Source organism: Thermovenabulum gondwanense (genome assembly GCF_001601575.1).
GTDB classification, from domain to species: Bacteria; Bacillota; Thermosediminibacteria; order Thermosediminibacterales; family Thermosediminibacteraceae; genus Thermovenabulum; species Thermovenabulum gondwanense.
Window position 1 is genome coordinate 35,095 of sequence record NZ_LOHZ01000025.1, and the last position, 26,473, is coordinate 61,567.

The following is a 26,473-nucleotide window of genomic DNA, read 5'->3' on the forward strand; positions in this document are numbered from 1 at the left end:
GCCTTTGACAAATTTACGATCCGGGTTCAATAAAGAACTGGAATTACTGCAGCAGGATATACTGAAAATGGGGAGTGTAGTAGAGCAGCAGATTTTTAATGCGGTGGAATCTCTGGTGAAAAAAGATGAGAAACTGGCAATAAAAGTAATTGAGGATGATGATATAGTGGATAATTTACAGCACTTGATTGAGGATAAATGCATTAAACTTATTGCAACCCAGCATCCCTTAGCCAAAGATTTGAGAGTAATTTTTACGGGAGTAAAAATAGTTACGGACCTGGAAAGAATGTCAGATAATGCGGTAGACATAGCAAAAACCACTATAAGATTGTTAAATGAAGAATATATAAAACCTTTAATTGATATCCCGCGTATGGCTCACTTAGCTAAGGAAATGGTAAAAAATGCCCTTGATGCTTATGTGAATGAAGATGTGGAAGCAGCAAAAAAAGTATGTGAAGCGGATGATGAAATTGATCATTTGTATTCACAAATTTTCAGAGAATTGTTGATTATTATGATGCAGGACCCCAAAACCATTTCGCAGGCTACATCGCTCTTATTTGTGGGCAGGTATTTAGAAAGAATAGCGGATCATGCTACTAATATTGGTGAATGGTTAATATTTTTGGTTACCGGTGAAAAAAAAGAGTTAAACAATTAGAGCGCTGACAAGGCGCTTTTTATTTTGTATAAATTATCTTACCCGTGGAAAGCTAAAAAAGAAAAAATTTTGTATTTAGAGGTGATAAAATGCCTTTTGGAATAATTTTACTTGTTGCAGTAGCCATTTTAATATATTTCGGTGTTTTACATCGGGTTCTTGATAGGATGAAATTGAACGATAAAACAGCCCTCTTATTTTTAGCAATAATGGTAGTAGGATTTTTTTTACCGGCAATTCCTTTAAGTAGAAGTTTATCGATAAATATTGGTGGAGGAATAGTGCCGATAATCTTAGCTTTATATTTAATTGTAACAGCAGATGAAGCTGCGGAAAAAATAAGAGCAATAGTGGCTTCTGTAATCAGTGGTATTGCAGTATTTTTGGCGGGTAGGCTATTACCCGCAGAACCCGATGTAATGATAATAGATCCTCTTTTTGCCTTTGCAATAATCGCTGGAATAGTTGCCTATATTTTCGGCAGATCAAGGCGCGGGGCTTTTATTGCAGGTATAATGGGTATTTTAATCGGGGATCTTTTATACGTTTTTGGGGTAGCGGGAAGACCCATTGGTACCGTAATAGGAGGAGCAGGAGTTTTTGATGCTACAATAATTTCGGGTGTGATTGCGGTTCTTTTATGTGAAATAGTTGGGGAGACAAGGGAAAAGCTTCAGGGAGGAACGGCAAAAGCAAATTTGAATACAAGAAAACAAGAGGAAGCAACTCAAAATATTGATACTCAAGATGATTCTACACAAGAAGGGGATGAAAAAAATGAGGAGTAAAATAAAGAGATTATATATTTATTTGTTAATAATATTTATTGTTTTTTCATTTTTTTCAATTGTTCACGCTGAAGAAGAAACAAAAGAAGGATATTTTACGGTTTATGAAGAGGGTACCAATGATATTATATTTCGAACCAGCATGTTTGTAACTGTGGGAGATCAATATTTAGATGAAAAAAATAATTTGTACGAAGTTACAGAGGTAAAGGGTAATATAGCCTTTGCAAAATTTATAGAAAAAATTGATATTGAAAGTGCTCTTCAAACCAATGAACAGGAAGGTGTTCAGGAAGCATTTAAAGAAGCAGGACAAAAAGTAATAGTCATATATCACACCCACAGTGATGAATCTTATGTTCCTACCGATGGTAAATCCAGTATTCCATACCGGGGAGGAATATTTAAAGTTGGAGAGGCTCTAAAAAAAGCCTTAGAGCAAAAGGGAGTAAAGGTGATTCAATCGGAAAAACCCCATGACCCCCATGATGCGGGTGCTTACCATCGCTCCAGGCGCACTGCCATGGAGCTTCTAAAAAACAAGCCCGATGCCGTCTTAGATATTCACAGGGACGCAGTGCCCGCCGAAGAGTATACCGGCAGTGTAAATGGAAGGCCTGTAGCGCAGGTAAGGCTCGTTGTTGGAAGACAAAACCCGCAGATAAAAATGATAAATAATTTTGCCTGGCAGATTAAAGCTACTGCAGATAAAAAATACCCCGGTCTTTTTAAGGGGATATTTTACGGTAAGGGTAACTACAATCAGGACCTTTTCCCCAGGACAATATTGGTGGAAGCCGGGACTTACACAAATCATAGAGAAAAGGCTGAAGAAGGTATTCAACATCTGGCGGATGTAATAATGGCGACCGTTTACGGTGCGGATTATCAAAAAGAATCAGCACCTCAAGGCTTGGTTACCCAGGTGCCCGGAGAAAGAAAAAGTGCAGGTGCAACAATATTCTGGATAATTTTTATCGTGGTGTTAGGAATTGTAGGATATATGATTATCAGCACAGGGGGTTGGAATGAATTTAAAAGCAAAGTGAAAAAGTTCGGTAGTTCGGAATTCTCTAATTTCCTGGGAAATATATTTGTAAAAAAAGAAAAGTCTATTTTAGAGGAAAACCAAGAAGAAATTAAAAAAGAGGAAAAAGAAGCTGCGGAGCTTTTATCCGATCAAAATAAAACTGAAACGGAAGAAGAAAATAAAAAGGAAGAAAATAATTTATAGGTGGACTTTATGAAAGTAATATATGCTGATTACTGGGGCAGCTACATTTCTGTAGTAGCTGCTTCCATTCATTTAGGACTTATTATTGAGTACAATTATGATAAATTAATAAATTTACAGGAGTTTTGCGATAGAAATTGTAAAGAACAGGGGAGGCTCATTTTTTTTGGAACCGATAAAAAGGGTAGAAAGGTTTATATTTTGGGAGTAAAAAAATCCGGTAAAATTGTGGAAAGGGCTTTAAAAGGAATTTCTGAGATTTACGATATCGGAAAAGATAATTTATATTTTATAGATTTATCTAATTATAAAAATATTTATATTAAAGCAGGCGAATTTTTTTGTAAAAAAATGAATTGTAAAAGCATTGGACAAAAACTTATCATTTACGGAATAAAGAAAAATTTTACAGAATTGAAAAAGTTAATATTAAAAATTAGAGAATAATATGGTGATGTTTAATGAAAATATTTTACTATTGTTATGGAAGTGCTCATTCTTCGGTAGTGGCAGCTGCCATTCATACAGGATATCTTCCGATGGATAGAATACCGGAGTATAAAGAATTTATAAAATTACCCTATTACGATAAAACAAAAAATAATGAAATAGGCACCCCTTTTTTTATGGGTAAGGATGAATTCGAAAATGAAATTTTTATCATAGGCATGACCAATGAAAGAGAATTGATAAAGAAAATTATAATTTCCTATCTAAAAGAGTGCGGGATTGATCATAACCAAATATATATGGTTGGCACCTTACAACTGGTAAATTTAAAGACAAAAATTGGTGGGATTTTATCCCGAAGACTCGGGCTCGTTTTTCCTGGAAGACCGTTGACTATAAAAGGTATTCAGGAAAGGTATTTTGATTTTGTCGATCTGGTAAAAGAAGTTAAAAAAAAATTCAATGAAATTAATTTCTTGACTTGAAGGTTAATTTAATTAATAATAAAGTTTGTAAAGTTTCTGGGTAAAAGGGGATAAAAATTGGGAAAGGCAAAGGTTTATTATATAAAAGAAAATAGTTTGGCGAAAAAAGCAGGAATAAATATAGGAGACGAAATTTGTTCTATTAATGGTAAACCTATTGAAGATATTCTGGATTACAAGTTTTACTCCACTGAAGAAAAAGTTGAAATACTGCTTAAGACAAAAGAAGGGGAAAAAAAGGTATATATTGAAAAGGATTTTGATGAGGATCTGGGAATCGAATTCAAAAATCCCATTATTGATACAATAAAGGTCTGTAAAAATAAGTGTATATTTTGCTTTGTTGATCAAATGCCAAAGGGTTTACGTTCCTCACTTTATGTGAAAGATGATGATTATCGTTTATCTTTTCTTAAAGGCACTTACATCACCCTTACAAATCTAACTCTTCAAGACAAGAAAAAAATATACGATATGCATTTAAGCCCCCTTTATATCTCTGTTCATGCAACGGATGTAAAAATAAGAAATTTTTTGCTGGGAGTTGAAAATGGTTTAAATATTCTTGAATGTTTGGAAGAATTTAAAGAGAATGGGATTAATTTTCACACTCAAATTGTTGTTTGTCCGGGCATAAATGATAAAGAAGTGCTTAAAAAAACTATAGAGGACCTTACGGAACTTTACCCCGCAATTCTTTCGATAGCCGTTGTACCGGTCGGGCTTACCCGATTCAGGGAAAATTTATTTCCATTAAGGGATTTTACATCAATGGAAGCTCTTGAGGTGATCAAACTTGTTCAAAATTATCAGAAAGATAATTTGAGAAAATTTGGTAAAAGGCTTGTTTTTGCGGCCGATGAGTTTTATGAAAAAGCGAGCTTAAACTTTCCTCACTATAAAACTTATGAAGATTTTGCTCAGTGGGAAAATGGAGTCGGTATGGTTTCATTATTACGGCATCAGATTAGTTGTCATAAGAACAAGCTACCCGGGAAACTGCTTAAAAAGAGGCATGTTACAATTGTAACGGGATGTTCTGCATACAAAATTTTAAAAAATGAACTGGCTTTTATGAAAAACATAGAAAATTTAAGATTGGAAATAAAAGCTGTAAAAAACAACTTTTTTGGTGAATCGGTCACCGTGGCAGGACTAATAGCAGGAATGGATATTATCTCACAGCTGAAAGATGAGGATTTGGGTGATGAAGTGCTAATTCCTTCAGTTATGGTAAATGAAGGTAAGTTTCTTGATGATGTAACCGTAGAACAGGTATCAAGAAATCTAAATACACCTTTTAAAGTAGTTCCTGTCAACGGCAAGGCCCTCCTCAACAGCATAATAAATATTAGATTGGGGGGAAAAACATGGGATTTACAGCAACCATAATAGGAAGGCCAAATGTAGGAAAATCTACCTTATTTAACAGAATAATCGGGAAAAGAGTCTCCATTGTTGATGATAAACCAGGTGTGACAAGGGATCGAATTTACGGGCAGGTGGAGTGGAGAGATAAAAAATTTACATTGGTAGATACGGGCGGAATAGAGCCGGGAAATGAAGATATAATTTTTTCAAAAGTTCTTCACCAGGTGGAATTGGCTTTGGAGAGCACCGATGTAATAGTATTTCTTGTGGATGGGAAGGAAGGATTGACCCCAATTGATGAGGATGTGGCCCAGATTTTAAGGAAAAGTAAAAAACCGGTTATTTTAGTAGTAAACAAAGTAGATAATTTTGAAACCCAATCGGAAACTGCATTCGAGTATTATAAATTAGGTTTTGGGGATCCTATATTGATTTCTGCCGCTCATGGTGTAAATATTGGTGATTTACTTGATAGGATTGTAGGATATATTCCGGACGAGGAGATTGCAGAATACGACGAAGATGTAATTAAAATAGCGGTGGTGGGTAGACCCAATGTGGGTAAGTCTTCTCTTGTTAATTCAATTTTAGGAGAAGAAAGGGTAATTGTTAGCGACATTCCCGGGACCACACGGGATGCTATCGATACTTTGTTTGAATATCAGGGGAAGAAAATGGTATTGATAGATACGGCCGGTTTGAGAAGGAAAAGCAGGGTTAAGGAGGACATAGAATTTTACAGTAATTTAAGGGCTATTGGTGCTATAGAAAGGTCTGATGTGGTTTTAATGGTGATAGATGCCACTTCAAAAATAGCGGAACAGGACAAGAAGATTGCAGGACTTGCCCATGAAGAAGGTAAAGCAATGATAATTGTGGTAAATAAATGGGATGCGGTGGAAAAAGACGACAAAACTATGAATAAATACACTGAAGAAATAAAAGAAGAATTTAAATTTGCTGAGTATGCACCTGTTGTTTTTGTTTCGGCGCTTACGAAGAAAAGGGTGCCAAAAATTTTGGAGCTGATAGAATTTGTAATGAATTACTATACCTTTAGAGTAGAAAAAAAGATACTGAGAGAACTTTTGGATGAAGCTATGACAATAGTACCTCCTCCGGTAATTAAAGGGAAACGATTGAAAATTTACGATGCTGAGCAAATAGGTATAAAACCCCCTACCTTTAGTTTTCTTGTAAACGATCCCGAAATCCTGCATTTTTCTTATCAGCGCTATTTGGAGAACAAATTAAGAGAAAAATTTGGTTTTGAGGGCACTCCTATCTTTTTCAAAATAAAAAAGAAGGAAAAGAAAAAATAAATTCTAAGGAGAATCTAAGATGAGAATTTCAATTCTGGGTGCGGGAAGCTGGGGAACGGCTCTTTCAAATGTAGTTTCCGATAATAAACATGAGGTAATTTTATGGGCAAGAAGGAGAGAATTAGCCGAAGAGATAAACCAAATAAAAGAAAATAGGGAATATCTGCCTGGTGCCAAAATAAATTCGAGTATTGTGGTTACGCATGATTTAGAATATGCTGTAAAAAATTCGGAAATAGTGATTCTTGCCACACCCTCTCAGGCCCTGCGGTCCATTCTAAGGGAAGCAAAAAAATATATTAAAAATGATACTATTATTCTAAATGCTTCTAAGGGCATAGAGAACGAAAGCCTTATGCGCATGTCTGAAGTAATAAAAGAGGAAATACCCCAAAATTCTCAAATTGCAGTTATTTCTGGTCCAAGTCATGCGGAAGAAGTAATAAGAAGATATCCCACTGCTGTTGTAGTAGCTTCCAAAGATAAAAGGGTTTTGAAAGTCTTACAGGAGGTTTTTATTAATAATTACTTTAGAGTCTATCGAAACTATGACGTAATAGGAGTAGAGTTGGGAGGAGCTTTAAAAAACATTATAGCCATTTGTTCCGGAGTTTCGGAAGGTCTGGGGTATGGAGATAATACGCGGGCAGCTTTAATTACCAGGGGCATTATTGAAATAATGCGGTTGGGGAAAAAGCTTGGGGCTAAAAACTCCACTTTTTCCGGACTATCTGGTATTGGTGATGTAATTGTTACCTGCAGCAGCATGCATAGCAGGAACAGAAGAGCGGGAATTGAGATTGGAAAGGGCAAAAAAGTTGATGAGATTGTTAAATCTACAAAAATGGTGATTGAAGGAATATATGCTACAAAAGCTGCAAAAAAGCTTTCGGATCTATATGACGTGGAAATGCCGATAACTCAGGAGGCTTATAAAGTATTATTCGAGGATAAAGACCCCAAAAAAGCTGTAGATGATTTAATGGCAAGGCGGGGGAAAATAGAAGTATATTAATAATTTAAATTACCGGGGTTTAATAAATAACCCCGGTAAAAATTTTTTAAACAAAATTTTTTATGTGTTAAAAGCTTTTTCTCTCCAGCTTCCTTTTTTCATACCAAAAAGGTTATGAAGGCTCCAAATACCCATGCAAATACCCCTTAACTTTTTAGCAATCTTTTGTAATATTCCCCAAAAGGTGTCCATATATATATTAGTGATAAATGAATGGGAATTCTTCGTTCAAAGTAAATCTTAGGCCAAGGAGGGGAGATGATGGAAAATTTTGATCTTTTCAGGGATATTGCTGAACGAACTAAGGGAGATATTTACATCGGGGTAGTAGGTCCGGTGAGGGCCGGAAAATCAACTTTTGTAAAAAAGTTTATGGAACTCTTGGTGCTTCCAAATATCGATGATCCAAATGCAAAGCTGAGGGCAAAAGACGAACTGCCACAAAGCGGTGCGGGAAGGACAATAACAACAGCAGAGCCGAAGTTTATTCCAAGTCAGGCCGTGGAAATTACTATAAAGGATAACATTAAATTAAGAGTAAGACTTGTGGATAATGTCGGTTTTACCGTAAGAGGAGCCCTGGGTTATGAAGATGAAAATGGACCTCGGATGGTGAGTACGCCCTGGTATGAGAAGGAAATACCCTTTCAGGAGGCAGCAGAAATCGGGACTCGAAAGGTAATTGAAGAGCATTCTACAATAGGCATTGTGGTTACTACCGATGGTTCAATCACGGATATTCCGAGGGATAATTACGTTCAGGCAGAAGAAAGGGTTATAAAGGAAATGAAAAATATCGGAAAACCCTTCGTGGTGGTTTTGAATTCAGCAAAGCCCGAAGATGAATTATCAAAGGAGCTGAGGGAGATACTGGAGGAAAAATACGATGTACCGGTTCTTTTGTACGACTGTCAAAACCTAAGACAAGAAGATATTTATGAAATTCTTGAAAAGACTCTTTATGAGTTCCCAGTAATGGAAATCAATATTAAGATGCCAAGATGGGTGGATGCCCTTGAAAAAGAGCACTGGTTAAAGAAAAATATTGAAGAGACCATCCGGGAAAATGTTAAGAATATCTATCGCCTGAGGGATGTAGAAAAGGTATTGGAATCTTTCAAAGCCTGTGATTTGATAGAAAGCGTCAGAGTGAAAGAACTAAATCCGGGAACAGGAAAAGCGGATATCGAAATGTCCACACCCGATAGGCTCTTTTATAAGGTACTGAGTGAAATTTCCGGCGTTGAAGTGACGAACGATCATAGTTTAATTAAAACATTAAAAGAATTTTCAAAAGCTAAGAAAGAGTATGACAAAGTTGCAAAAGCTTTGGATGATGTAAAACGGGTAGGTTACGGTATTGTTCCACCGCAATTAGATGAGCTAACCCTGGAAGAACCGGAAATTATAAGACAGGGATTCCGCTTCGGAGTAAGATTAAGGGCGGTGGCTCCTTCAATTCATATGATAAGAGCCGATATTCAGACTGAAGTTTCTCCTTTAATAGGTACGGAAAAACAGAGTGAAGAACTGTTAAATTATTTAATGAGCGAGTTTGAAAGAAGCCCTGAAAAAATATGGCAGACAAATATTTTTGGCAAATCTTTACAGGAGCTCGTTAGGGAGGGAATACAGAACAAACTACAACATATGCCCGAAGCAGCTCAAGTAAAGCTTCAGGAAACTTTGCAGAGAATCGTCAATGAAGGAAGTGGGAGCATCATATGTATTATTTTGTAAATCAAAAAAATTTAAGATTCTTACAGGTTGGTGGTAAGCCAACCTTATATTTTTGTTTTTTAGGGATTGACAAAAAATTTATTTGTATTTTATATTAAAATAAAAAAAAATGTAAATAATAATACAAGAATTGCTTTTCTGTTTATATAAAAAATTAAATTCTTGTATACAATATACTTTATCCAATAATTCTAAAAAAGCTATGGTATATACTATAAAGACTAAAGAAAATTAAACAATTTAAAAAATGAATTAATTAAAATTTTTTATTATTACTGGAAAGGAGGCAATTATATGCAAAAAACTGTTGTTTTAGGTGTTATTGGAGCTGACTGCCATGCTGTAGGGAATAAGATTCTTGAAAGAGCTCTTTCAGAAGCAGGATTTAATGTTGTAAACATAGGAGTTATGTGTTCACAAGAGGAATTTATTAATGCTACTATTGAAACAAACGCGGATGCAATATTGGTTTCGTCCCTCTACGGCCATGGGGAAATAGACTGTAGAGGTTTAAGGGAAAAGTGCGATGAAGCAGGGCTTAAAAATATTTTACTTTATATAGGTGGAAATCTTGTGGTTGGAAAACAAGATTGGAGTGATGTTGAAAAAAGGTTTAAAGGGATGGGCTTTAACAGGGTTTATCCACCCGGAACATCTCCGGAGATAGGTATAAGAGATCTCAAAAGAGATTTAGGGATAGAGGATTAGGTGGTATCATGGATGCAGCACTTTTGATAGATTTTGGAAGCACGTACACAAAACTTACCGCAGTTGATTTAGAAAATGAGGAAATACTTGCAACGGCAAAGGACTTAACAACAGTTCAAACAGATATAATGATAGGATTTGAAAATGCCTTTGAAAAGTTAAAGGAAAAGATAAATTTAAATAAGGTAAACTTTGTGGAAAAATTGGCCTGTTCTTCTGCTGCAGGTGGACTAAAGATGGTAGCTATTGGATTAGTGCCTGAATTAACAGCTGAGGCTGCAAAAAGGGCTGCCCTTGGTGCCGGTGCGAGAATTCTTGACGTATATAGCTTCGAACTTACAAATTTTGAGATTGAGGAGATCATAGATAAAAAGCCAGATATAATTCTTCTCGCAGGTGGGACGGATGGTGGTAACAAGGACTGTATTATCCATAACGCAAAACTTATAGCAAAATATATAAAAAATGTTCCAATAGTTGTTGCTGGGAATAAAAATGCGCAGGATGAGATAAGTGATATATTCAATAAATACAATATTTATTATAAGATTACCGAGAACGTTATGCCAAAGCTTAACCAAATAAACGTAGAACCTGCGAGGAAAGTTATAAGAGAAATTTTCATGGAAAAAATAGTCGAAGCCAAAGGGATGAAAAGGGCAGAAAAGTTTATTAACGGCATATTGATGCCAACTCCTGCAGCAGTATTAAAGGCTGCAAAGATACTCGCCGATGGAACAGATAAAGAAGAAGGGATAGGAGAGCTTATTGTTGTTGACATTGGAGGGGCAACTACAGACGTTCATTCTATAGCAAGTGGAGAGCCTTCTAAGGCCGGAGTAACTTTAAAAGGACTTCCGGAACCCTACGCAAAAAGAACGGTTGAAGGAGACCTTGGTATGAGGGTTAGCGCAGTATCCCTTTTGGAGACTGCAGGAATTAAAAGAATTAGTAAGTTCATACCTAATAGCAAATACGATATTGAAGAAAGATGTAAATTTCTTCAATCCAATATAAGTTTTGTCCCTAAGAATGAGGAAGATTTGGAATTTGATGAAAGTCTTGGAATGGTAGCAACAGAAATTGTTATGGAAAGGCATGTGGGAACAATCGAGTGCTTATATACTCCTTTGGGGACAATTTACTCTCAGGTAGGGAAGGATCTTTTGAATGTGAAATATTTGATTGGAACAGGAGGAGTTATAGTCCATAGTAAGAACCCTAAAAAAATACTTTCAACGGGGAAATTCAATCCTGCTTTTCCGAATTATTTAAAGCCAGTAAATCCTGAAATTTTAGTGGATAGAGAGTATATATTGTCTGCTATGGGATTATTAGCTGAAAAGTATCCGGATAAGGCTTTAAGGATTATTAAAAAGTATATAGTAAGGGTTTAAGGGGGGAATAATGTGGAACTTAAAAATAAGAAGTGGACTGAAGATGAGTTTTTTAAGGCAAGAGAAGAAGTATTAAACCAGTGGCCAACGGGAAAAGGAGTGAATTTAGAGGAGGCTGCAGAATATTTAAGGAAAGTGCCAGAGCATAAAAGTTTTCCTTTTAAGCTAAAAAAGGCTAAGGAACAAGGAATAACTTTAGCACAGCCAAGGGCAGGTGTTGCATTGATAGAGGATCATATAAACCTCTTAAAATATCTTCAAGATGAAGGGGAAGCAGACCTATTGCCGACAACTATTGACAGCTACACAAGACAAAATAGATATAAAGAATGTGAAATAGGGCTTGAAGAGAGTAGAAAGGCCGGCCGTTCGATGCTAAATGGATTTCCTGCGGTAAACCACGGTGTTGAAGGATGTAGAAAGGTCTTTGAGGCGATTGACCTTCCACTTCAAGCAAGGCATGGAACACCGGACGCAAGGCTTTTATCTGAAATAATACATGCAGCAGGGTGGACTTCAAACGAAGGCGGTGCAATTTCATACAATATTCCTTATGCAAAGAACGTGAGCCTCGAAAAGTCAATACTTGATTGGCAGTACTGCGATAGATTAGTTGGACTTTATGAAGAGATGGGAATTTCTTTAAATAGAGAGCCTTTTGGACCATTAACAGGAACCTTAGTTCCACCCAGTATATCAAATGCAATTGCTATAATAGAAGGATTACTTGCCGCGGAACAGGGTGTTAAGAATATCACCTTAGGATATGGACAGTGTGGAAATTTAATTCAGGATGTCGCAGCAATGAAGGCTTTAGAGGAGCAGGCTAATGAATACTTTAAAGAATACGGATATGATGTAGAGCTTACAACTGTATTCCATCAATGGATGGGAGGATTCCCACAGGATGAGGCAAAGGCCTTTGGAGTTATTTCATGGGGTTCAGCAACAGCAGCCCTCGCAGGAGCTACAAAGGTTATAGTAAAGACTCCTCATGAAGCTGTTGGAATTCCAACCAAAGAAGCTAATGCAGCTGGAATTAAGGCAACAAAGCAGACGTTAAACTTATTAAGAGGTCAGAGGCTCCCTATGCCAAAGGAATTAGAGGAAGAAATCAAACTTATTAAAATGGAAACAAAGTGCATACTTGATAAGGTGTTTGAGGTTGGGAAAGGCGATCTTGCTGTAGGGGTTGTAAAGGCCTTTGAAATGGGAATTTTAGACATTCCCTTTGCGCCAAGCAAGTTCAATGCAGGTAAAGTACTTCCTGCAAGGGACAACAATGGTGCAGTTAGAATCCTTGAATTTGGAAACCTCCCATTTACAAAGGAAATCAAGGATTTTCATAGAAGCCTTTTAGAGGAAAGGGCAAGGTATGAAAAGAGGAAAATAGGATTCCAAATGGTGGTGGATGATATTAATGCTGTCGGGAAGGGATTCTTAGTAGGAAGGCCAAATTATTAATTAAACATTGTGAGAGAGGTTGGGGATTTTTATGAAAATTGTAGATGTGTTAATATCAGCAGGAAGGACGGGATTTTTCTTTGATGACCAAAGGGCTATAAAAAAGGGTGCTTTTCACGATGGATTTGTTTACATAGGAGAGCCTGTAACTGAAGGATTTAAGACCATAAGAATGGCTGGAGAGTCTATTTCTATTATGCTTATATTAGAAGATGGTCAAATTGCCTTTGGTGATTGTGCAGCTGTTCAATACTCAGGTGCAGGTGGAAGAGACCCTCTGTTTTTAGCTGAAGAGTTTATTCCAGTTATTGAAAAATACATTTCACCAAAGCTTATAGGAAGGGAAATAACAACCTTTAAAGAAATGGCCCAAGAAATAGACAATATGGAAATAGCTGGGAAAAGGCTCCATACTGCAATAAGATACGGGGTAACTCAGGCTATATTAGATGCAGTTGCAAAGGCAAGAAAGGTTACTATGGCGGAAGTAATAAGAGATGAATATAATACTGGCGTTGAATTTAAAAAGATTCCTATTTTTACACAATCCGGTGTCAATAGCGGGTTTAAATTGACCCATTTTCAACGGCTTAAAATTGACCCACCCTGGCCTCTTTTAATTAAGAAATTAAGCATTGTTATGTGGGTTACCATACAATCCTGTCTTTAACCTGTCTTTCAGGCGATAGCTGTTGCCCCGAATGTTGATTATATGGGCATGGTGTAACAGCCTATCTAATACTGCAGTTGCAAGCACGGTATCTCCCATAAGCTCTCCCCATTCTCCAAAACCTTTGTTGCTGGTGAGTATGATACTCCCCCTTTCATACCGGGCACTTATCAACTGGAAGAAGAGGTTAGCCCCAAGATTATCAAGCGGTAAATAGCCTACTTCGTCGATAATTAGAAGTTTAGGCCCAGTGTAAATCCTCATCCTCTTTTCCAAACGGTTCTCCTTGTTGGCCTTCTTGAGGTCTTCAATTAGCCGTGAAAGGCGTGTAAAATATACCGACATACCCTGAGACAGGGCTTCTATTGCAAGGCCTACTGCAAGGTGTGTCTTCCCTACTCCGGGTGGGCCAAGAAATATCACGTTTTCCGCTCTGTAGACAAAAGCCATTGTTGCAAGTTCTCTTATCAACTTTTCATCAATACTGGGTTGGAACGTAAAGTCAAATTCACTCAGGGTCTTTCTATACGGAAGCCGGGCAAGTTTCGACCTCACTTCGATGTTCCGCCTTTGTCTTTCGCTAAGTTCAGCTTCGAGCAGGCCGTTTAAGAACTCAATATACGTCGCGTTCGCGTGTTGAGCTCTTTCAAGAATAGCATCGATGAAAACCGCTGCGTTTAAAAGCCCCAGTTCTTCAAGGTTGGATTTTGCTTTTTCAAGCTCTATCATATTGTGCCCACCCCCAGCAGGCTTTCATAAACCCCTAAAGAACGCTTTTCAACTTCCAGAGAAGAGACCTTGTATGCACGCGGGTTAGGATAGAGCATACCTTCGGCTTCTTTTAGCCCGGTATACTGGTTTTTGGCATAAACCGTGGCCCTTGAGCGGTATTGCTTTTCGTGGGTTGCTATCACCTTCCCATCATAGAGGATTTCAATTTTACCGTGTTTATCCCTTACAACCACCTCTTTTCCGCTATACTGCCAGGGAACGCCATACCTTACACCGCCGAAGCTTAAAAGGCCATCTTTATGGACTTTCCTCACTTCTTCCATAAACTTCTGGTATCTGTCATAATTGGGGAGGGGTTTGAGTTTTTCTTCCTTCAAGCGATCAATGGGCCTTTCCCCGGTAGTGCCGTGTATCCTTCTGTTTTTATTTTCGCACCACACTATAGCCTGCCGGTTCAAGTCGCCATAGTCTGTGAATTTCCTGCCCGGCAGAAAGTTACTTTTGACAAAGTCTATCCCGCTTTCAACTTTGCCTTTGGTCTGAGGGCGCCGTGCTTTGCAAACTCTAGGGGTAAAGCCGAGCGTCGCAGCAAGGTCTTCAAAAATGGAGTTCCATACAGGTTTTTTGTTTTCATCAGTGCCGATTATTACGGTTTTCATCCTGTCGGTGAGCAATACGTCGGTTACTCCGCCGAAGTATTCGAATCCGTGTATGAGGCAGCGGATAAAAGTATTGACATCGCACCGGTTTGTGAATTCCACATATATGGCTCTTGAATATCCCAGCACCATGACGAAAAGATAAAGCTTACGTGTTTCGCCGGTTTCCTCGTCAATGTATGTGTATTCACCCCAGTCGACTTGAGCCTGCTGGCCGGGCTTGGTTTCATAGCGGCATACGGCAGGGGCCTTTTTTGGAGGCCTGAATTGTCTTACATAGTCCCTCAAGATAGTGCGTCCGCCGGTATAGCCTTTTTCTTTTATCCTTTCATAGATGACTTCGCAATTGAATATACCGAGATTCATGAGCTCCTGAATGGTATCCTTGTATGGGTCAAGTTTTGAGCCTCTTTTTGGATGAGGCTTCCTTTCAGGAATTCCTTGCGCTCTGAGATATTTCCTCACTGTATTTCTTGAAAGGCCGGCTTCTCGTGCTATTGCACGAATGCTCTTGCCCTTTGCTTTTAGTTCGTGTAACATGATAATAGATCCACTCCCTAGCACTTATTTCCCTCCGTTCTGTGTTGGTATCAGAGGGATATTTCGCCAGGGGGTGGGTCAATTCCTTTTCGTTGCTCCTGGGTCAATTGTATACCGGCGGTGACACTTATGTCAATAGCGGGTTTAAATTGACCCATTTTCAACGGCTTAAAATTGACCCACTCTGGCCTCTTTAAATTAAGAAATTAAGCATTGTTATGTGGGTTGCCATACAATCCTGTCTTTAACCTGTCTTTCAGGCGATAACTGTTGCCCCGTATGTTGATTATATGAGCATGATGTAACAGCCTATCTAATACTGCAGTCGCAAGCACGGTATCTCCCATGAGCTCTCCCCATTCTCCAAAACCTTTGTTGCTGGTGAGTATAATACTACCCCTTTCATACCGGGCGCTTATCAACTGGAAAAAGAGGTTAGCCCCAAGATCATCAAGCGGAAGATAGCCTACTTCGTCGATAATTAGAAGTTTAGGCCCAGTGTAAATCCTCATCCTCTTTTCCAAACGGTTCTCCTTGTTGGCCTTCTTGAGGTCTTCAATTAGCCGTGAAAGGCGTGTAAAATATACCGACATACCCTGAGACAGGGCTTCTATTGCAAGGCCTACTGCAAGGTGTGTCTTCCCTACTCCGGGTGGGCCAAGAAATATCACGTTTTCCGCTCTGTAGACAAAAGCCATTGTTGCAAGTTCTCTTATCAACTTTTCATCAATACTGGGTTGGAACGTAAAGTCAAATTCACTCAGGGTCTTTCTATACGGAAGCCGGGCAAGTTTCGACCTCACTTCGATGTTCCGCCTTTGTCTTTCGCTAAGTTCAGCTTCGAGCAGGCCGTTTAAGAACTCAATATACGTCGCGTTCGCGTGTTGAGCTCTTTCAAGAATAGCATCGATGAAAACCGCTGCGTTTAAAAGCCCCAGTTCTTCAAGGTTGGATTTTGCTTTTTCAAGCTCTATCATATTGTGCCCACCCCCAGCAGGCTTTCATAAACCCCTAAAGAACGCTTTTCAACTTCCAGAGAAGAGACCTTGTATGCACGCGGGTTAGGATAGAGCATACCTTCGGCTTCTTTTAGCCCGGTATACTGGTTTTTGGCATAAACCGTGGCCCTTGAGCGGTATTGCTTTTCGTGGGTTGCTATCACCTTCCCATCATAGAGGATTTCAATTTTACCGTGTTTATCCCTTACAACCACCTCTTTTCCGCTATACTGCCAGGGAACGCCATACCTTACACCGCCGAAGCTTAAAAGGCCATCTTTATGGACTTTCCTCACTTCTTCCATAAACTTCTGGTATCTGTCATAATTGGGGAGGGGTTTGAGTTTTTCTTCCTTCAAGCGATCAATGGGCCTTTCCCCGGTAGTGCCGTGTATCCTTCTGTTTTTATTTTCGCACCACACTATAGCCTGCCGGTTCAAGTCGCCATAGTCTGTGAATTTCCTGCCCGGCAGAAAGTTACTTTTGACAAAGTCTATCCCGCTTTCAACTTTGCCTTTGGTCTGAGGGCGCCGTGCTTTGCAAACTCTAGGGGTAAAGCCGAGCGTCGCAGCAAGGTCTTCAAAAATGGAGTTCCATACAGGTTTTTTGTTTTCATCAGTGCCGATTATTACGGTTTTCATCCTGTCGGTGAGCAATACGTCGGTTACTCCGCCGAAGTATTCGAATCCGTGTATGAGGCAGCGGATAAAAGTATTGACATCGCACCGGTTTGTGAATTCCACATATATGGCTCTTGAATATCCCAGCACCATGACGAAAAGATAAAGCTTACGTGTTTCGCCGGTTTCCTCGTCAATGTATGTGTATTCACCCCAGTCGACTTGAGCCTGCTGGCCGGGCTTGGTTTCATAGCGGCATACGGCAGGGGCCTTTTTTGGAGGCCTGAATTGTCTTACATAGTCCCTCAAGATAGTGCGTCCGCCGGTATAGCCTTTTTCTTTTATCCTTTCATAGATGACTTCGCAATTGAATATACCGAGATTCATGAGCTCCTGAATGGTATCCTTGTATGGGTCAAGCTTTGAGCCTCTTTTTGGATGAGGCTTCCTTTCAGGAATTCCTTGCGCTCTGAGATATTTCCTCACTGTATTTCTTGAAAGGCCGGCTTCTCGTGCTATTGCACGAATGCTCTTGCCCTTTGCTTTTAGTTCGTGTAACATGATAATAGATCCACTCCCTAGCACTTATTTCCCTCCGATCTGTGTTGGTATCAGAGGGATATTTCGCCAGGGGGTGGGTCAATTCCTTTTCGTTGCTCCTGGGTCAATTATATACCGGCGGTGACACCGGCGATGATAGATACATCAATGTTGATAAGATGATTCTAAAGGGTGCAGATGTATTGCCGCATGGCCTTATAAACAACGTAAAGGAAAAGCTTGGGGAAAAGGGAGAGCTTTTAAAAGGGTATATAGCTTGGCTTAAGGATAGGATTCTAAAATTAAGAACTTCAGAGGACTATAATCCAATTCTTCATATAGATGTTTACGGAACCATTGGAATAGCTTTTAACATGGACTATGAAAAAATGGCAAATTATTTGGGCGAACTTGAGGAAATAGCAAAGCCATTTAAATTAAGGATAGAAGGGCCTGTGGATGTGGAAAATAGGGAAGGGCAGCTTGAAGCACTTAAAAAACTTAGAAACCTTTTAAAGCAAAAGGGAATTCGAGTTGAAATCGTTGCGGATGAATGGTGCAATACCCTGGAAGATATTAAACTATTTGTTGATGAAGGTGCTGCTGATATGATTCAGATAAAGACTCCAGATCTTGGGGGAATAAACAATGTTGCGGAGGCAATACTTTACTGCAAAAAGCACGAAATGGGAGCGTACTGCGGAGGAACTTGCAATGAAACTGATAGATCAGCACAGGTTTTAACAAATATAGCTATAGCATGTGATGCGGACCAGTGCCTTGCAAAACCGGGAATGGGTGTTGATGAAGGATTTATGATAGTCTACAATGAAATGCAAAGGGTATTAACATTATCAAAAAATAGGGAAAGAATAAACAAAAAAATGGGAGGGGTGCTATGAAAATAACTAAGCCTGCTAAGGCAGGTACGATGGAATCAAACGATATCTACATCATGGTATATCCAAACGAAAAAGGAAATGAAATTCAGCTTGATAGCATAGTTTTAAAGCAGTTTGGAAAGCAGATTGAAAAGGTTATTATGGATACTTTAAAAGAGCTTGAAGTTGAAAACGCCCTTGTGGTGGCAAAGGATAGGGGTGCTCTTGATTATACAATAAGAGCGAGGGTAGAAACAGCGATAAAAAGAGCAATAAAATAGCGAAGAATGGAAATATCCTAATTTCAAAATGCCAAAGTGGATGGCACTTGTGAAAGGTGGTACCTTATGAGAAGGAGTATGCTTTATATTCCTGGGAATAATCCGTCTATGATTCAAAATGCGCCTGTACTTGGGGCGGATAGTATAATCTTGGACCTTGAGGATTCGGTTAGCGTAGATGAAAAGGATTCGGCAAGGTTTTTGGTCAGAAATGCCCTTTTAGAGCTTGATTTTAATGGGTGTGAAAAAGTTGTGAGGATAAATTCTCTAAATACTGAGCTTGGGTATGAGGATATCGATGTTATTGCAAGGGTAAAGCCCGATGCCCTTTTGGTTCCAAAGGCGACGAAGGATGCAATTGAGGAGATAGATGAGCTTATTTCGACTATTGAAAGGGAAGAAGGCTTTAAATTAGGAAGTATAAAACTTATTCCCCTTATAGAAACTGCCTTTGGGGTTGAGGATGTATTCAACATTGTTAAATCTTCTAAAAGGGTAGCTGCGGTTTTGCTTGGTGCTGAGGATTTAACAGCTGATATGGAAGTAAAAAGGACAAAGGAAGGAGAGGAAATTTTTTATGCAAGAAGCAGGATCGTTTCTGCATGTAAAGCTCTAAAAGTTGATGCAATAGATACTCCCTTTACGGATATAAATGACTTTGAAGGATTAAAAAGGGATTGCCAAAGAGCAAAACTTATAGGCATGACAGGAAAGGCTGCTGTAAATCCAAGGCAGATAGATATAATAAACGAAGTTTTCTCACCAAGCATGGAGGATATAGAGTGGGCAAAAAGGGTTATTGCAGCCTATGATGAGGCACAAAGGGAAGGAAAGGGAGTATTTTCCCTTGATGGTAAAATGGTAGATGCTCCTGTACTTGCAAGGGCTAAGAATGTCTTAGAGAAGGCAGAGGCCATAGGCCTTATAAAGGGGTGATAGCATGATAAATACAGTAAAGAGGGAACTTCCTGAATACATAGAAGGCTACGGAAAGGTTAAACCCTTTATAGGAGCTTATGAAAATATTGGTGAAGTTAAAAAAACTTCAGTAAAAATAAAAAGCGTAAAGCCTGGTGAAAATAAAGTTCTACCTTCATTAAGGGATGCACTTTTAAAGTGCGGCATAGAGGATGGAAAGACTTTATCCTTTCATCATCATTTAAGAAACGGGGATTATGTTTTAAACATGGTTTTAGAGGAAGTTGCAAAGCTGGGGATAAAAGATATAAAGGTTGCGGCAAGCTCAATATTCCCATGCCACGCCCCGTTAGTTGAACATATTAAAAATGGAGTTGTAACTCAAATTTATACAAATTTATATGTCGGGACCTGTCGCTGAGGCTGTATCTTGTGGACTCTTAAAATATCCTGCTATTATGCACACCCACGGAGGAAGGGCAAGAGCTATAGAAAGCAAAGACCTACGTATAGATATTGCGTTTATTGCAGCGCCAACCTGTGATACTTACGGAAACATAAACGGAGTTGAAGGAAAGTCAGCCTGCGGAAGTTTAGGCTATGCTATTCCCGATGCGATGTATGCTGAAAGGGTTGTTGCTATAACAGATAATCTTGTTGATTATCCAGCATGCCCTATTGAAATAAGTCAGGAATATGTTGATTATATTGTGAAGGTTGATGCAATTGGGGATCCTAAGGGTATTGTTTCTGGAACTACAAGGATAACAAAGGATCCTGTAGGACTTAAAATTGCAAAACTTGCTGCACAGCTTATTGATGAATCAGGTTTGTTAAAAGATGGTTTTTCCTTCCAAACAGGTGCGGGAGGAACTTCCCTTGCTGTTGCAGCCTATGTAAAGGACATTATGAAAAGAAAAAATATTAAGGGGAGTTTTGCAGCAGGTGGAATTACGGGATATATAGTGGAGATGTTTGAGGAAGGATTGTTTAAAACCTTATTTGATGTTCAGTGCTTTGACCTTAAAGCAGTAGAGTCTTACAAAAACAACAAGGCCCATCAGGGAATGTCAGCATCGATGTACGGCAATCCCCACAATAAAGGTGCAGTTGTAAATAACCTCGATGTTATGATACTCGGTGCAACGGAAATAGATACCGATTTTAACGTTAATGTTACAACAGGATCAAATGGAATTATAATGGGAGGATCTGGAGGTCATTCGGATACTGCAGCAGGAGCTAAGCTTGCAATTGTTGTAACTCAGATTACAAAGGCAAGGCTTCCTATAATCGTGGATAGGGTAACTACAGTTACAACCCCAGGTGAAACCATTGATGCCGTTGTTACTGAAAGGGGAATTGCAATAAACCCAAAACGAAAGGACCTTTTAGAAAGACTAAAGGATTCAAATCTTCCGATATTCACAATAGAAGAGCTTAAAAACATGGCAGAGAGATTAACAGGTGTTCCTGAAAAAATAGAGTTTGATGAAAGAATAGTTGCAGTTATTGAGTATAGGGATGGGACCGTCATTGATGTTGTAAGGCAGGTGAGGTAATTATGGAAATTTTTGAAACAAAGGATTTAGAAGATGTGAGAAACTTTTTAAAGGAGTTTGATCTCACTCTAGATGAGGATGTTGAAATAACCTTGGTTGCGAAGGAAGATGGTAAAGTAGTTGGAACTTGTTCTGCGGCAGGGTATATAATAAAGGATTTTGCAGTTTCAAAAGAATTCCAAAACGAAGGGATTGCAGCAAAGCTTTTAACAAGTATTCAAAATAAGCTTTTTGACAAGGGTATATATGAAACTTTTATTTTTACAAAACCTGAAAATAAAGCTATCTTTGAAGGATTAGGCTATAGGTTTGTCGAAGGGAATGAAAATGTTGTTCTTCTTGAGGGAGGGGCTGCAAATATACAAAAATATGTAAAGAATAGTTTTTTAAAAAGTGGATTAAGTTCAAATGAAAAGGCAGCCCTTGTTGTGAACTGCAATCCCTTTACATTAGGCCATAGATACCTTATAGAAACCGCATCGAGGGAGAATTATGAGGTTGTAGTTTTCGTAGTTGAAGAAAATAAATCCTTATTCCCTTTTGAGGTTAGATTAAAACTTGTAAAAGAAGGGGTTAAGGATTTAAAGAATGTAAAGGTTTTGTCTGGAGGAAAATATATAATCTCTTAAGCCACCTTCCCAAGCTATTTTTTAAGGAGGGAAGATGAAAGATTAACAGCTTTTGCAAGGCTTGATGCAGCAATATTTGGAAGGTATATAGCAAAGGAATTTAATATAAAAAGAAGATATGTAGGAACAGAACCTTACTGCAAGGTAACAAATGCATACAATAATGCCCTTAAGGAGATTTTACCCTCCTTTGGAGTTGAGGTAAAATTAATTGAAAGATTGAAAATAAAAGATGCTCCAGTTAGCGCATCCTTTGTAAGAAGTCTTATAAAGCAGGGAAGAATTGAAGAAACAAAAATTTATCTTCCTGAGACAACATATAGTTTTTTAGTGTCAGAAGAAGCAAAAGGAATAATAGAAAAAATAAAAAGGAGCGATAGTCCCCATTGATAAGAATACTTGAAGATAGGGAAAAAAGGTTTTTAAAAATATTAAAGCTTTATGAAGAATATAACCTTCCTGTTCTTTGCGGAAAGATAAATTACCCTGGGAATAACAAAAACACATTAGAGGCAAACCTTGCCTTTAATGTGTTGTATTATCTACTCATTAAAGAATTTAAAAAGTTTATAATCCATAGGGAGACAGATGAAGGTTATGATGGAAAAAGCTTATTGCTCGTATTAAATATGGAGAAGTTTGAGGCAAAAAAGTTAGGTGTTGAAATAGAAGAAAGTCACCCGTTAGGAAGGATTTTTGATATAGACATATACGAAGGAGAAGTTCCTGTGTCAAGGAGAGAACTTGGATTTGACGAGAGAAAATGCGTCTTTTGCGGCAAAAACGTTAGGGAATGTTCAAGGGAAAAGAGGCACAAAGTAGAAGAAGTTGTCAGGGCTATTAATTTAAAAATACAAAATTTTATAAGTAAAGGATAATAATTTCAATAAAATAGCATTAATTTAAAATTAGTAAAGGAAGATGCGGTTTGTTACAAAGTCTTTTAACAGATGAGTTTTCAAAAAATGTTGGCAGGATTTTGACCGAAGGAATGCTTGTTGAAGTTAAGTCCCATCCATCCCCGGGATTAGTTTCACCCTTTTCAAAGGGAAGCCATAGGGATATGGATTACAATACCTTTTTAAGAAGTACAGCTGCCCTTTCTAAATATATGCCCTATTTTGTTCAGATAGGGCTTGAATACGATGATGATATTTTAAAAAGAATAAGAAAAATAGGCTTTTTAGCTGAAAAGGATATGTTTAGTGTGACCTCTGGAGTGAATACTCAAAAGGGACTTATTTTCCTTTGTGGGCTTATAGGGGCAAGTGTGGGAAGGTGCAGAAAATTAAATCTTTCTTTTGATAGAAAAAATATATCAAATATTATTAAAGATATAACAAAAGGAATAGTTGAAAGGGAGCTAAAGAATATTGATGTGAATAAATACCTTACAAATGGAGAAAGGCTTTATTTAATGTATGGGATTGAGGGTATAAGAGGAGAGGTGGAAAGGGGTCTTCCCACGGTTCTTGAATATGGACTTCCTGCTTTCGAGGAAGGATTAAAAATTGGACTTAATTTAAACGATTCGTCAGTCCACTCTTTAATTCATATTATGGCTGAGGTCGAAGATACAACTGTGATAAACAGAAAAGGCCTTAAAGGCTTATATCTTATGAAAGACCATGCAAAAAATGCAATTTATTTAGGTGGAATGTCAACCAAACAGGGACGATTATATATAGAGAAAATGGATAAGAATTTTATAAGGGAAAATATAAGTCCGGGCGGAGCTGCGGACCTTTTGGCAGTTACTTATATTATTTACAAACTTGAAAAAATGGAAAATAATGATGAAATTTAACTTCTTTTTTACGCCTATTATTAGAAAAATTAGGCGTTTTTTTTATTTTAATTGAGAAAAATTGCTGTAATTTGTCTCTTGTAAAAATTTAGTATAAAAATTATAAATTGATAAAAGAAACATTATGTGATATAATGTCTATCAATTATAGATAAATGTATATATACTGTAGACAGGGGGTGTAGCTTTGACCGATACTAAAGGGCTTTACATTATAAAAGAAGAAATCCTACCGGAAGTGTTAAAAAAAACTGTTAAAGCAAAGGAACTATTAAAAACAAAAGCAGTTAAAACTGTAAACGAAGCCTGTGAAAGGGTGGGAATTAGCAGGAGCGCTTTTTACAAATACAAAGATTACATTTTTCCTTTTTATGAAGCCAGTCTGGGTAAAATTATTACCCTCGCATTTATATTAGAGCACAAGCCGGGGGTTTTATCAGGCATTTTGGAAGAGATTGCGAAAGCGAGAGGTAATGTATTAACCATAAATCAGAACATACCCATCCAGGGTTCGGCAAGTGTAACTATTTCCTTTGATACCAAGGAACTGTCAAAAAATATTGAGGAACTTCTCGAAAATTTAGAACAAAAGCCCGGGGTACAAAAAATAGAAATTTTAGCCCAGGAATAAAAAGATCAAAAAGGAGGATAAAGTTGTATAACATTGGAATTTTGGGTTTCGGGACGGTAGGAAGCGGAGTAGTGGAGCTGATTTTAAAAAACAACGGCAATATTGAAAAAAAAGGTGGTTTAACCTTAAATATAAAAAAAATCCTTGTAAAGGATAAAGTAAAAAAAAGACCTGAATATATTAAAGAACTTATTACATATAAGCCGGAAGATATCATTTACGATCCGGAAATTGACCTTGTAGTGGAAGTAATGGGAGGAGAAGAACCTGCTTTAACATATATTCGACAAGCGTTGAAAAATAAAAAACACGTGGTTACGGCAAATAAAGAAGTAATATCAAAACATGGCAGGGAATTATTGGAATTGGCACTACAAAATAAAGTGAACCTCCTTTTTGAAGCAAGTGTAGCAGGAGGAATACCCATAATAATACCTTTAAAAGAAAGTCTCATAGCCAATGAATTCGGCAATATAATGGCGATTTTGAACGGTACCACCAATTTTATTTTAACCCAGATGGAAGAAAATAAGGTAGAATTTTCGCAGGCGCTGGAAATGGCAAAAAAGCAGGGTTATGCAGAAAGCGATCCATCTGCTGATATTTTAGGCCTTGATGCCGCAAGAAAAATAGCGATACTCGCGTCAATAGCCTTTAACGTAAGGATAACGCCGGATAAGGTGTATACTGAGGGAATAAATGGTATTTCTTATACCGATATTAATTATGCCCAGGAACTGGGATTTACAATAAGACTGATTGCAGAAGCACAGCGTACAAAAGATGGAATTTTTGTTTTGGTGGCACCGGTTCTTTTGAGGAAAGAGCATCCGCTAAGTGCGGTAAAAGATGTGTATAATGCGGTAATAGTAGAAGGAGATGCGGTGGGAAGGCTCATGTTTTATGGAAAAGGCGCAGGGAAAATGCCTACTGCCAGCGCTGTAGTTTCGGATATTATAAAGGCATTAAAAACCGATGAAAAAAATAGACTAAATTGCACATGTTTCAGAGATGAAAGGGTATTACCTATCGAACTTTTCCGTTCGGCTTATTATTTTAGAATAAAAGCTATGGACAAGCCCGGTGTGCTCTCTAAAATTTCGGGAATTTTTGGGAAGAACGATATAAATCTTTATATGGTGATACAGAAAAATTCCATTAATAATATTGCGGAAATAGTGGTAATTACTTATGAAACCACCTTTAAAAATATTCAAAAGGCTGTGGATGAAATAAATTCCCTGGACGATATAGCTGAAGTATCTAACGTAATTAGAGTGAAAGAGGAGGTTTGAAAAAATGCCTGGAATAATCGAAAGGTACTTTGACTACCTTCCAGTAAAGGAAAAGAAAAATATTGTAACGCTGAATGAGGGTAATACTCCACTAATTAGGGCATATAACTTAGAAGAATATTTAAATACTAAATGCGAGATCTACCTGAAGCATGAAGGCATGAATCCAACCGGCTCTTTTAAAGACAGGGGTATGACGGTGGCAATTTCCAAGGCAAAAGAAAATGGGAAAAAAGCGGTAATTTGTGCTTCTACCGGAAATACATCAGCATCGGCGGCAGCTTATTCTGCAAGAGCGGGCATTAGCTGTACGGTTTTGGTTCCCCATAATTCGGTAGCATTGGGGAAATTATCCCAGGCAGTAGCTTATGGCGCTAAGATAATAGCAGTGGAAGGGAATTTTGATATTGCTTTAAAAAGAGTAAAGGAGATTTCGGAAAATTATCCGATAACATTGGTAAATTCTATTAATCCTGACAGAATAGAAGGACAAAAAACTGCTGCATTTGAAATATGTGATGAGCTAAAAGAATCTCCGGACTTTTTAGCAATTCCCGTTGGTAATGCTGGAAATATCACCGCTTACTGGAAGGGTTTTAAAGAGTATTATTCTTTTAAAAAAATATCTAAGCTTCCCAAAATGCTTGGTTTTCAAGCGGCCGGTTCGGCACCCATAGTGGAAGGCAGGATAATAGAAAATCCGCAGACCATAGCTACAGCTATAAAAATAGGGAATCCGGCCAGCTGGGAAAAGGCTGTAAAGGCAAAGGAAGAATCAAAGGGAATTATAGACAAGGTTACAGATGATGAAATAATGAATGCCTATTCTTTAATAGCAAAAAAAGAAGGAATTTTTGCAGAACCCGCCTCGTGCGCTTCGGTGGCCGGTGTTATAAAACTTTGCAAAGAAGGATTTTTTAAGGAAAAGGGAAAAATAGTGTGCGTATTAACCGGCAATGGTTTGAAGGACCCAGAAACGGCTATGAAATTAGAAAAGGATTTTACAGTTTCAGCTCCGGATATAAATGAATTGGTGAAAATAATTTTTAAGTAAAAATTATGTGGTTGT

The 26,473-nt window shown here is 38.0% G+C and carries 23 protein-coding genes and 4 pseudogenes; 23 read left to right on the top strand and 4 right to left on the bottom strand.

From position 1 onward, the window contains the following. Window positions 1–4: 4 nt before the first annotated feature. The 13 genes and pseudogenes from phoU to ATZ99_RS04765 all read left to right on the top strand — a co-directional run. The gene (gene phoU, locus ATZ99_RS04705) at window positions 5–667 is read left to right on the top strand and encodes a phosphate signaling complex protein PhoU (RefSeq protein ID WP_083947349.1); all 663 of its coding nucleotides are present in this window, start codon (window positions 5–7) and stop codon (window positions 665–667) included. A gap of 89 nt (window positions 668–756) precedes the next feature. Then, window positions 757–1,455 carry a DUF1614 domain-containing protein gene (locus tag ATZ99_RS04710; RefSeq protein ID WP_068748091.1) on the top strand — a complete coding sequence of 233 codons (699 nt, stop codon included), beginning with the start codon at window positions 757–759 and terminating at the stop codon, window positions 1,453–1,455. Beyond that, window positions 1,445–2,689, top strand: coding sequence for a stage II sporulation protein P (gene spoIIP, locus ATZ99_RS04715; RefSeq protein ID WP_157074716.1), 1,245 nt, complete (start codon window positions 1,445–1,447; stop codon window positions 2,687–2,689). The genes ATZ99_RS04710 and spoIIP overlap by 11 nt, the downstream gene beginning before the upstream one ends. Before the next feature lie 9 nt (window positions 2,690–2,698). After that, window positions 2,699–3,136, top strand: a complete 438-nt coding sequence (locus ATZ99_RS04720) for a DUF3189 family protein (protein ID WP_068748092.1) — start codon at window positions 2,699–2,701, stop codon at window positions 3,134–3,136. Window positions 3,137–3,150: 14 nt separating this feature from the next. Continuing rightward, on the top strand, window positions 3,151–3,624 hold the full coding sequence (locus tag ATZ99_RS04725; protein ID WP_068748093.1) for a DUF3189 family protein: 474 nt from the start codon (window positions 3,151–3,153) through the stop codon (window positions 3,622–3,624). 57 nt (window positions 3,625–3,681) lie between these two features. Beyond that, window positions 3,682–5,016 (top strand): DUF512 domain-containing protein, encoded by a 1,335-nt coding sequence (locus ATZ99_RS04730; RefSeq protein ID WP_068748094.1) that lies wholly within the window; start codon window positions 3,682–3,684, stop codon window positions 5,014–5,016. Continuing rightward, the gene (gene der, locus ATZ99_RS04735) at window positions 4,995–6,317 is read left to right on the top strand and encodes a ribosome biogenesis GTPase Der (protein WP_068748095.1); all 1,323 of its coding nucleotides are present in this window, start codon (window positions 4,995–4,997) and stop codon (window positions 6,315–6,317) included. The genes ATZ99_RS04730 and der overlap by 22 nt, the downstream gene beginning before the upstream one ends. 19 nt (window positions 6,318–6,336) lie before the next feature. Further along, window positions 6,337–7,332 carry an NAD(P)H-dependent glycerol-3-phosphate dehydrogenase gene (locus tag ATZ99_RS04740; RefSeq protein WP_068748096.1) on the top strand — a complete coding sequence of 332 codons (996 nt, stop codon included), beginning with the start codon at window positions 6,337–6,339 and terminating at the stop codon, window positions 7,330–7,332. Between the two features lie 261 nt (window positions 7,333–7,593). Next, entirely contained in the window at window positions 7,594–9,072 is a 1,479-nt protein-coding gene (gene spoIVA, locus ATZ99_RS04745; RefSeq protein ID WP_068748097.1) for a stage IV sporulation protein A, read from the top strand. Between the two features lie 294 nt (window positions 9,073–9,366). Continuing rightward, complete coding sequence (glmS, locus tag ATZ99_RS04750) at window positions 9,367–9,780, top strand: methylaspartate mutase subunit S (protein WP_068748098.1); 414 nt, start codon at window positions 9,367–9,369, stop codon at window positions 9,778–9,780. A gap of 8 nt (window positions 9,781–9,788) precedes the next feature. After that, the gene (gene glmL, locus ATZ99_RS04755; protein ID WP_068748099.1) at window positions 9,789–11,177 is read left to right on the top strand and encodes a methylaspartate mutase accessory protein GlmL; all 1,389 of its coding nucleotides are present in this window, start codon (window positions 9,789–9,791) and stop codon (window positions 11,175–11,177) included. A 12-nt stretch (window positions 11,178–11,189) separates the two neighbouring features. Continuing rightward, window positions 11,190–12,641: a methylaspartate mutase subunit E gene (locus ATZ99_RS04760; protein WP_068748100.1), complete on the top strand. Its 1,452-nt coding sequence runs from the start codon at window positions 11,190–11,192 to the stop codon at window positions 12,639–12,641. A 31-nt stretch (window positions 12,642–12,672) separates the two neighbouring features. After that, window positions 12,673–13,194: pseudogene (locus ATZ99_RS04765) on the top strand (methylaspartate ammonia-lyase); the annotation flags it as partial. A gap of 75 nt (window positions 13,195–13,269) precedes the next feature. Here ATZ99_RS04765 and istB (ATZ99_RS04770) read toward each other — a convergent pair. From istB (ATZ99_RS04770) to istA (ATZ99_RS04785), 4 genes are all read right to left on the bottom strand, one after another. Then, window positions 13,270–14,040 carry an IS21-like element helper ATPase IstB gene (gene istB / locus ATZ99_RS04770; RefSeq protein WP_068748101.1) on the bottom strand — a complete coding sequence of 257 codons (771 nt, stop codon included), beginning with the start codon at window positions 14,038–14,040 and terminating at the stop codon, window positions 13,270–13,272. Then, a complete protein-coding gene (gene istA, locus ATZ99_RS04775; RefSeq protein ID WP_068748102.1) occupies window positions 14,037–15,266 on the bottom strand; it encodes an IS21 family transposase in 1,230 nt (409 codons plus the stop codon). The genes istB (ATZ99_RS04770) and istA (ATZ99_RS04775) overlap by 4 nt, the downstream gene beginning before the upstream one ends. 182 nt (window positions 15,267–15,448) lie before the next feature. Further along, on the bottom strand, window positions 15,449–16,219 hold the full coding sequence (gene istB, locus ATZ99_RS04780; protein WP_068748103.1) for an IS21-like element helper ATPase IstB: 771 nt from the start codon (window positions 16,217–16,219) through the stop codon (window positions 15,449–15,451). Further along, on the bottom strand, window positions 16,216–17,445 hold the full coding sequence (istA, locus tag ATZ99_RS04785; RefSeq protein ID WP_068748102.1) for an IS21 family transposase: 1,230 nt from the start codon (window positions 17,443–17,445) through the stop codon (window positions 16,216–16,218). The genes istB (ATZ99_RS04780) and istA (ATZ99_RS04785) overlap by 4 nt, the downstream gene beginning before the upstream one ends. A 101-nt stretch (window positions 17,446–17,546) precedes the next feature. Between istA (ATZ99_RS04785) and ATZ99_RS04790 the strand changes: the two are divergent. From ATZ99_RS04790 to thrC, 10 genes and pseudogenes are all read left to right on the top strand, one after another. Beyond that, window positions 17,547–18,302, top strand: a pseudogene (locus ATZ99_RS04790) (methylaspartate ammonia-lyase); the annotation flags it as partial. Then, window positions 18,299–18,562: a citrate lyase acyl carrier protein gene (gene citD, locus ATZ99_RS04795; RefSeq protein WP_068748104.1), complete on the top strand. Its 264-nt coding sequence runs from the start codon at window positions 18,299–18,301 to the stop codon at window positions 18,560–18,562. The pseudogene ATZ99_RS04790 and the gene citD, both read left to right, overlap by 4 nt. 66 nt (window positions 18,563–18,628) lie before the next feature. After that, a complete protein-coding gene (locus ATZ99_RS04800; protein ID WP_068748105.1) occupies window positions 18,629–19,498 on the top strand; it encodes an HpcH/HpaI aldolase/citrate lyase family protein in 870 nt (289 codons plus the stop codon). Between the two features lie 4 nt (window positions 19,499–19,502). Beyond that, window positions 19,503–21,042: pseudogene (citF, locus tag ATZ99_RS04805) on the top strand (citrate lyase subunit alpha). Between the two features lie 2 nt (window positions 21,043–21,044). Further along, window positions 21,045–22,061: pseudogene (citC, locus tag ATZ99_RS12120) on the top strand ([citrate (pro-3S)-lyase] ligase). After that, complete coding sequence (citX, locus tag ATZ99_RS04815) at window positions 22,058–22,549, top strand: citrate lyase holo-[acyl-carrier protein] synthase (protein ID WP_068748106.1); 492 nt, start codon at window positions 22,058–22,060, stop codon at window positions 22,547–22,549. Before citC ends, citX begins: the two are co-directional and overlap by 4 nt. A 50-nt stretch (window positions 22,550–22,599) precedes the next feature. Continuing rightward, the gene (citG, locus tag ATZ99_RS04820; RefSeq protein ID WP_068748107.1) at window positions 22,600–23,478 is read left to right on the top strand and encodes a triphosphoribosyl-dephospho-CoA synthase CitG; all 879 of its coding nucleotides are present in this window, start codon (window positions 22,600–22,602) and stop codon (window positions 23,476–23,478) included. Window positions 23,479–23,665: 187 nt separating this feature from the next. Next, a complete protein-coding gene (locus tag ATZ99_RS04825) occupies window positions 23,666–24,109 on the top strand; it encodes an ACT domain-containing protein (protein WP_068748108.1) in 444 nt (147 codons plus the stop codon). Window positions 24,110–24,132: 23 nt separating this feature from the next. Next, window positions 24,133–25,404 carry a homoserine dehydrogenase gene (locus tag ATZ99_RS04830; RefSeq protein ID WP_068748109.1) on the top strand — a complete coding sequence of 424 codons (1,272 nt, stop codon included), beginning with the start codon at window positions 24,133–24,135 and terminating at the stop codon, window positions 25,402–25,404. A 4-nt stretch (window positions 25,405–25,408) separates the two neighbouring features. Continuing rightward, entirely contained in the window at window positions 25,409–26,458 is a 1,050-nt protein-coding gene (thrC, locus tag ATZ99_RS04835; protein WP_068748110.1) for a threonine synthase, read from the top strand. The last annotated feature ends 15 nt before the right edge of the window (window positions 26,459–26,473 follow it).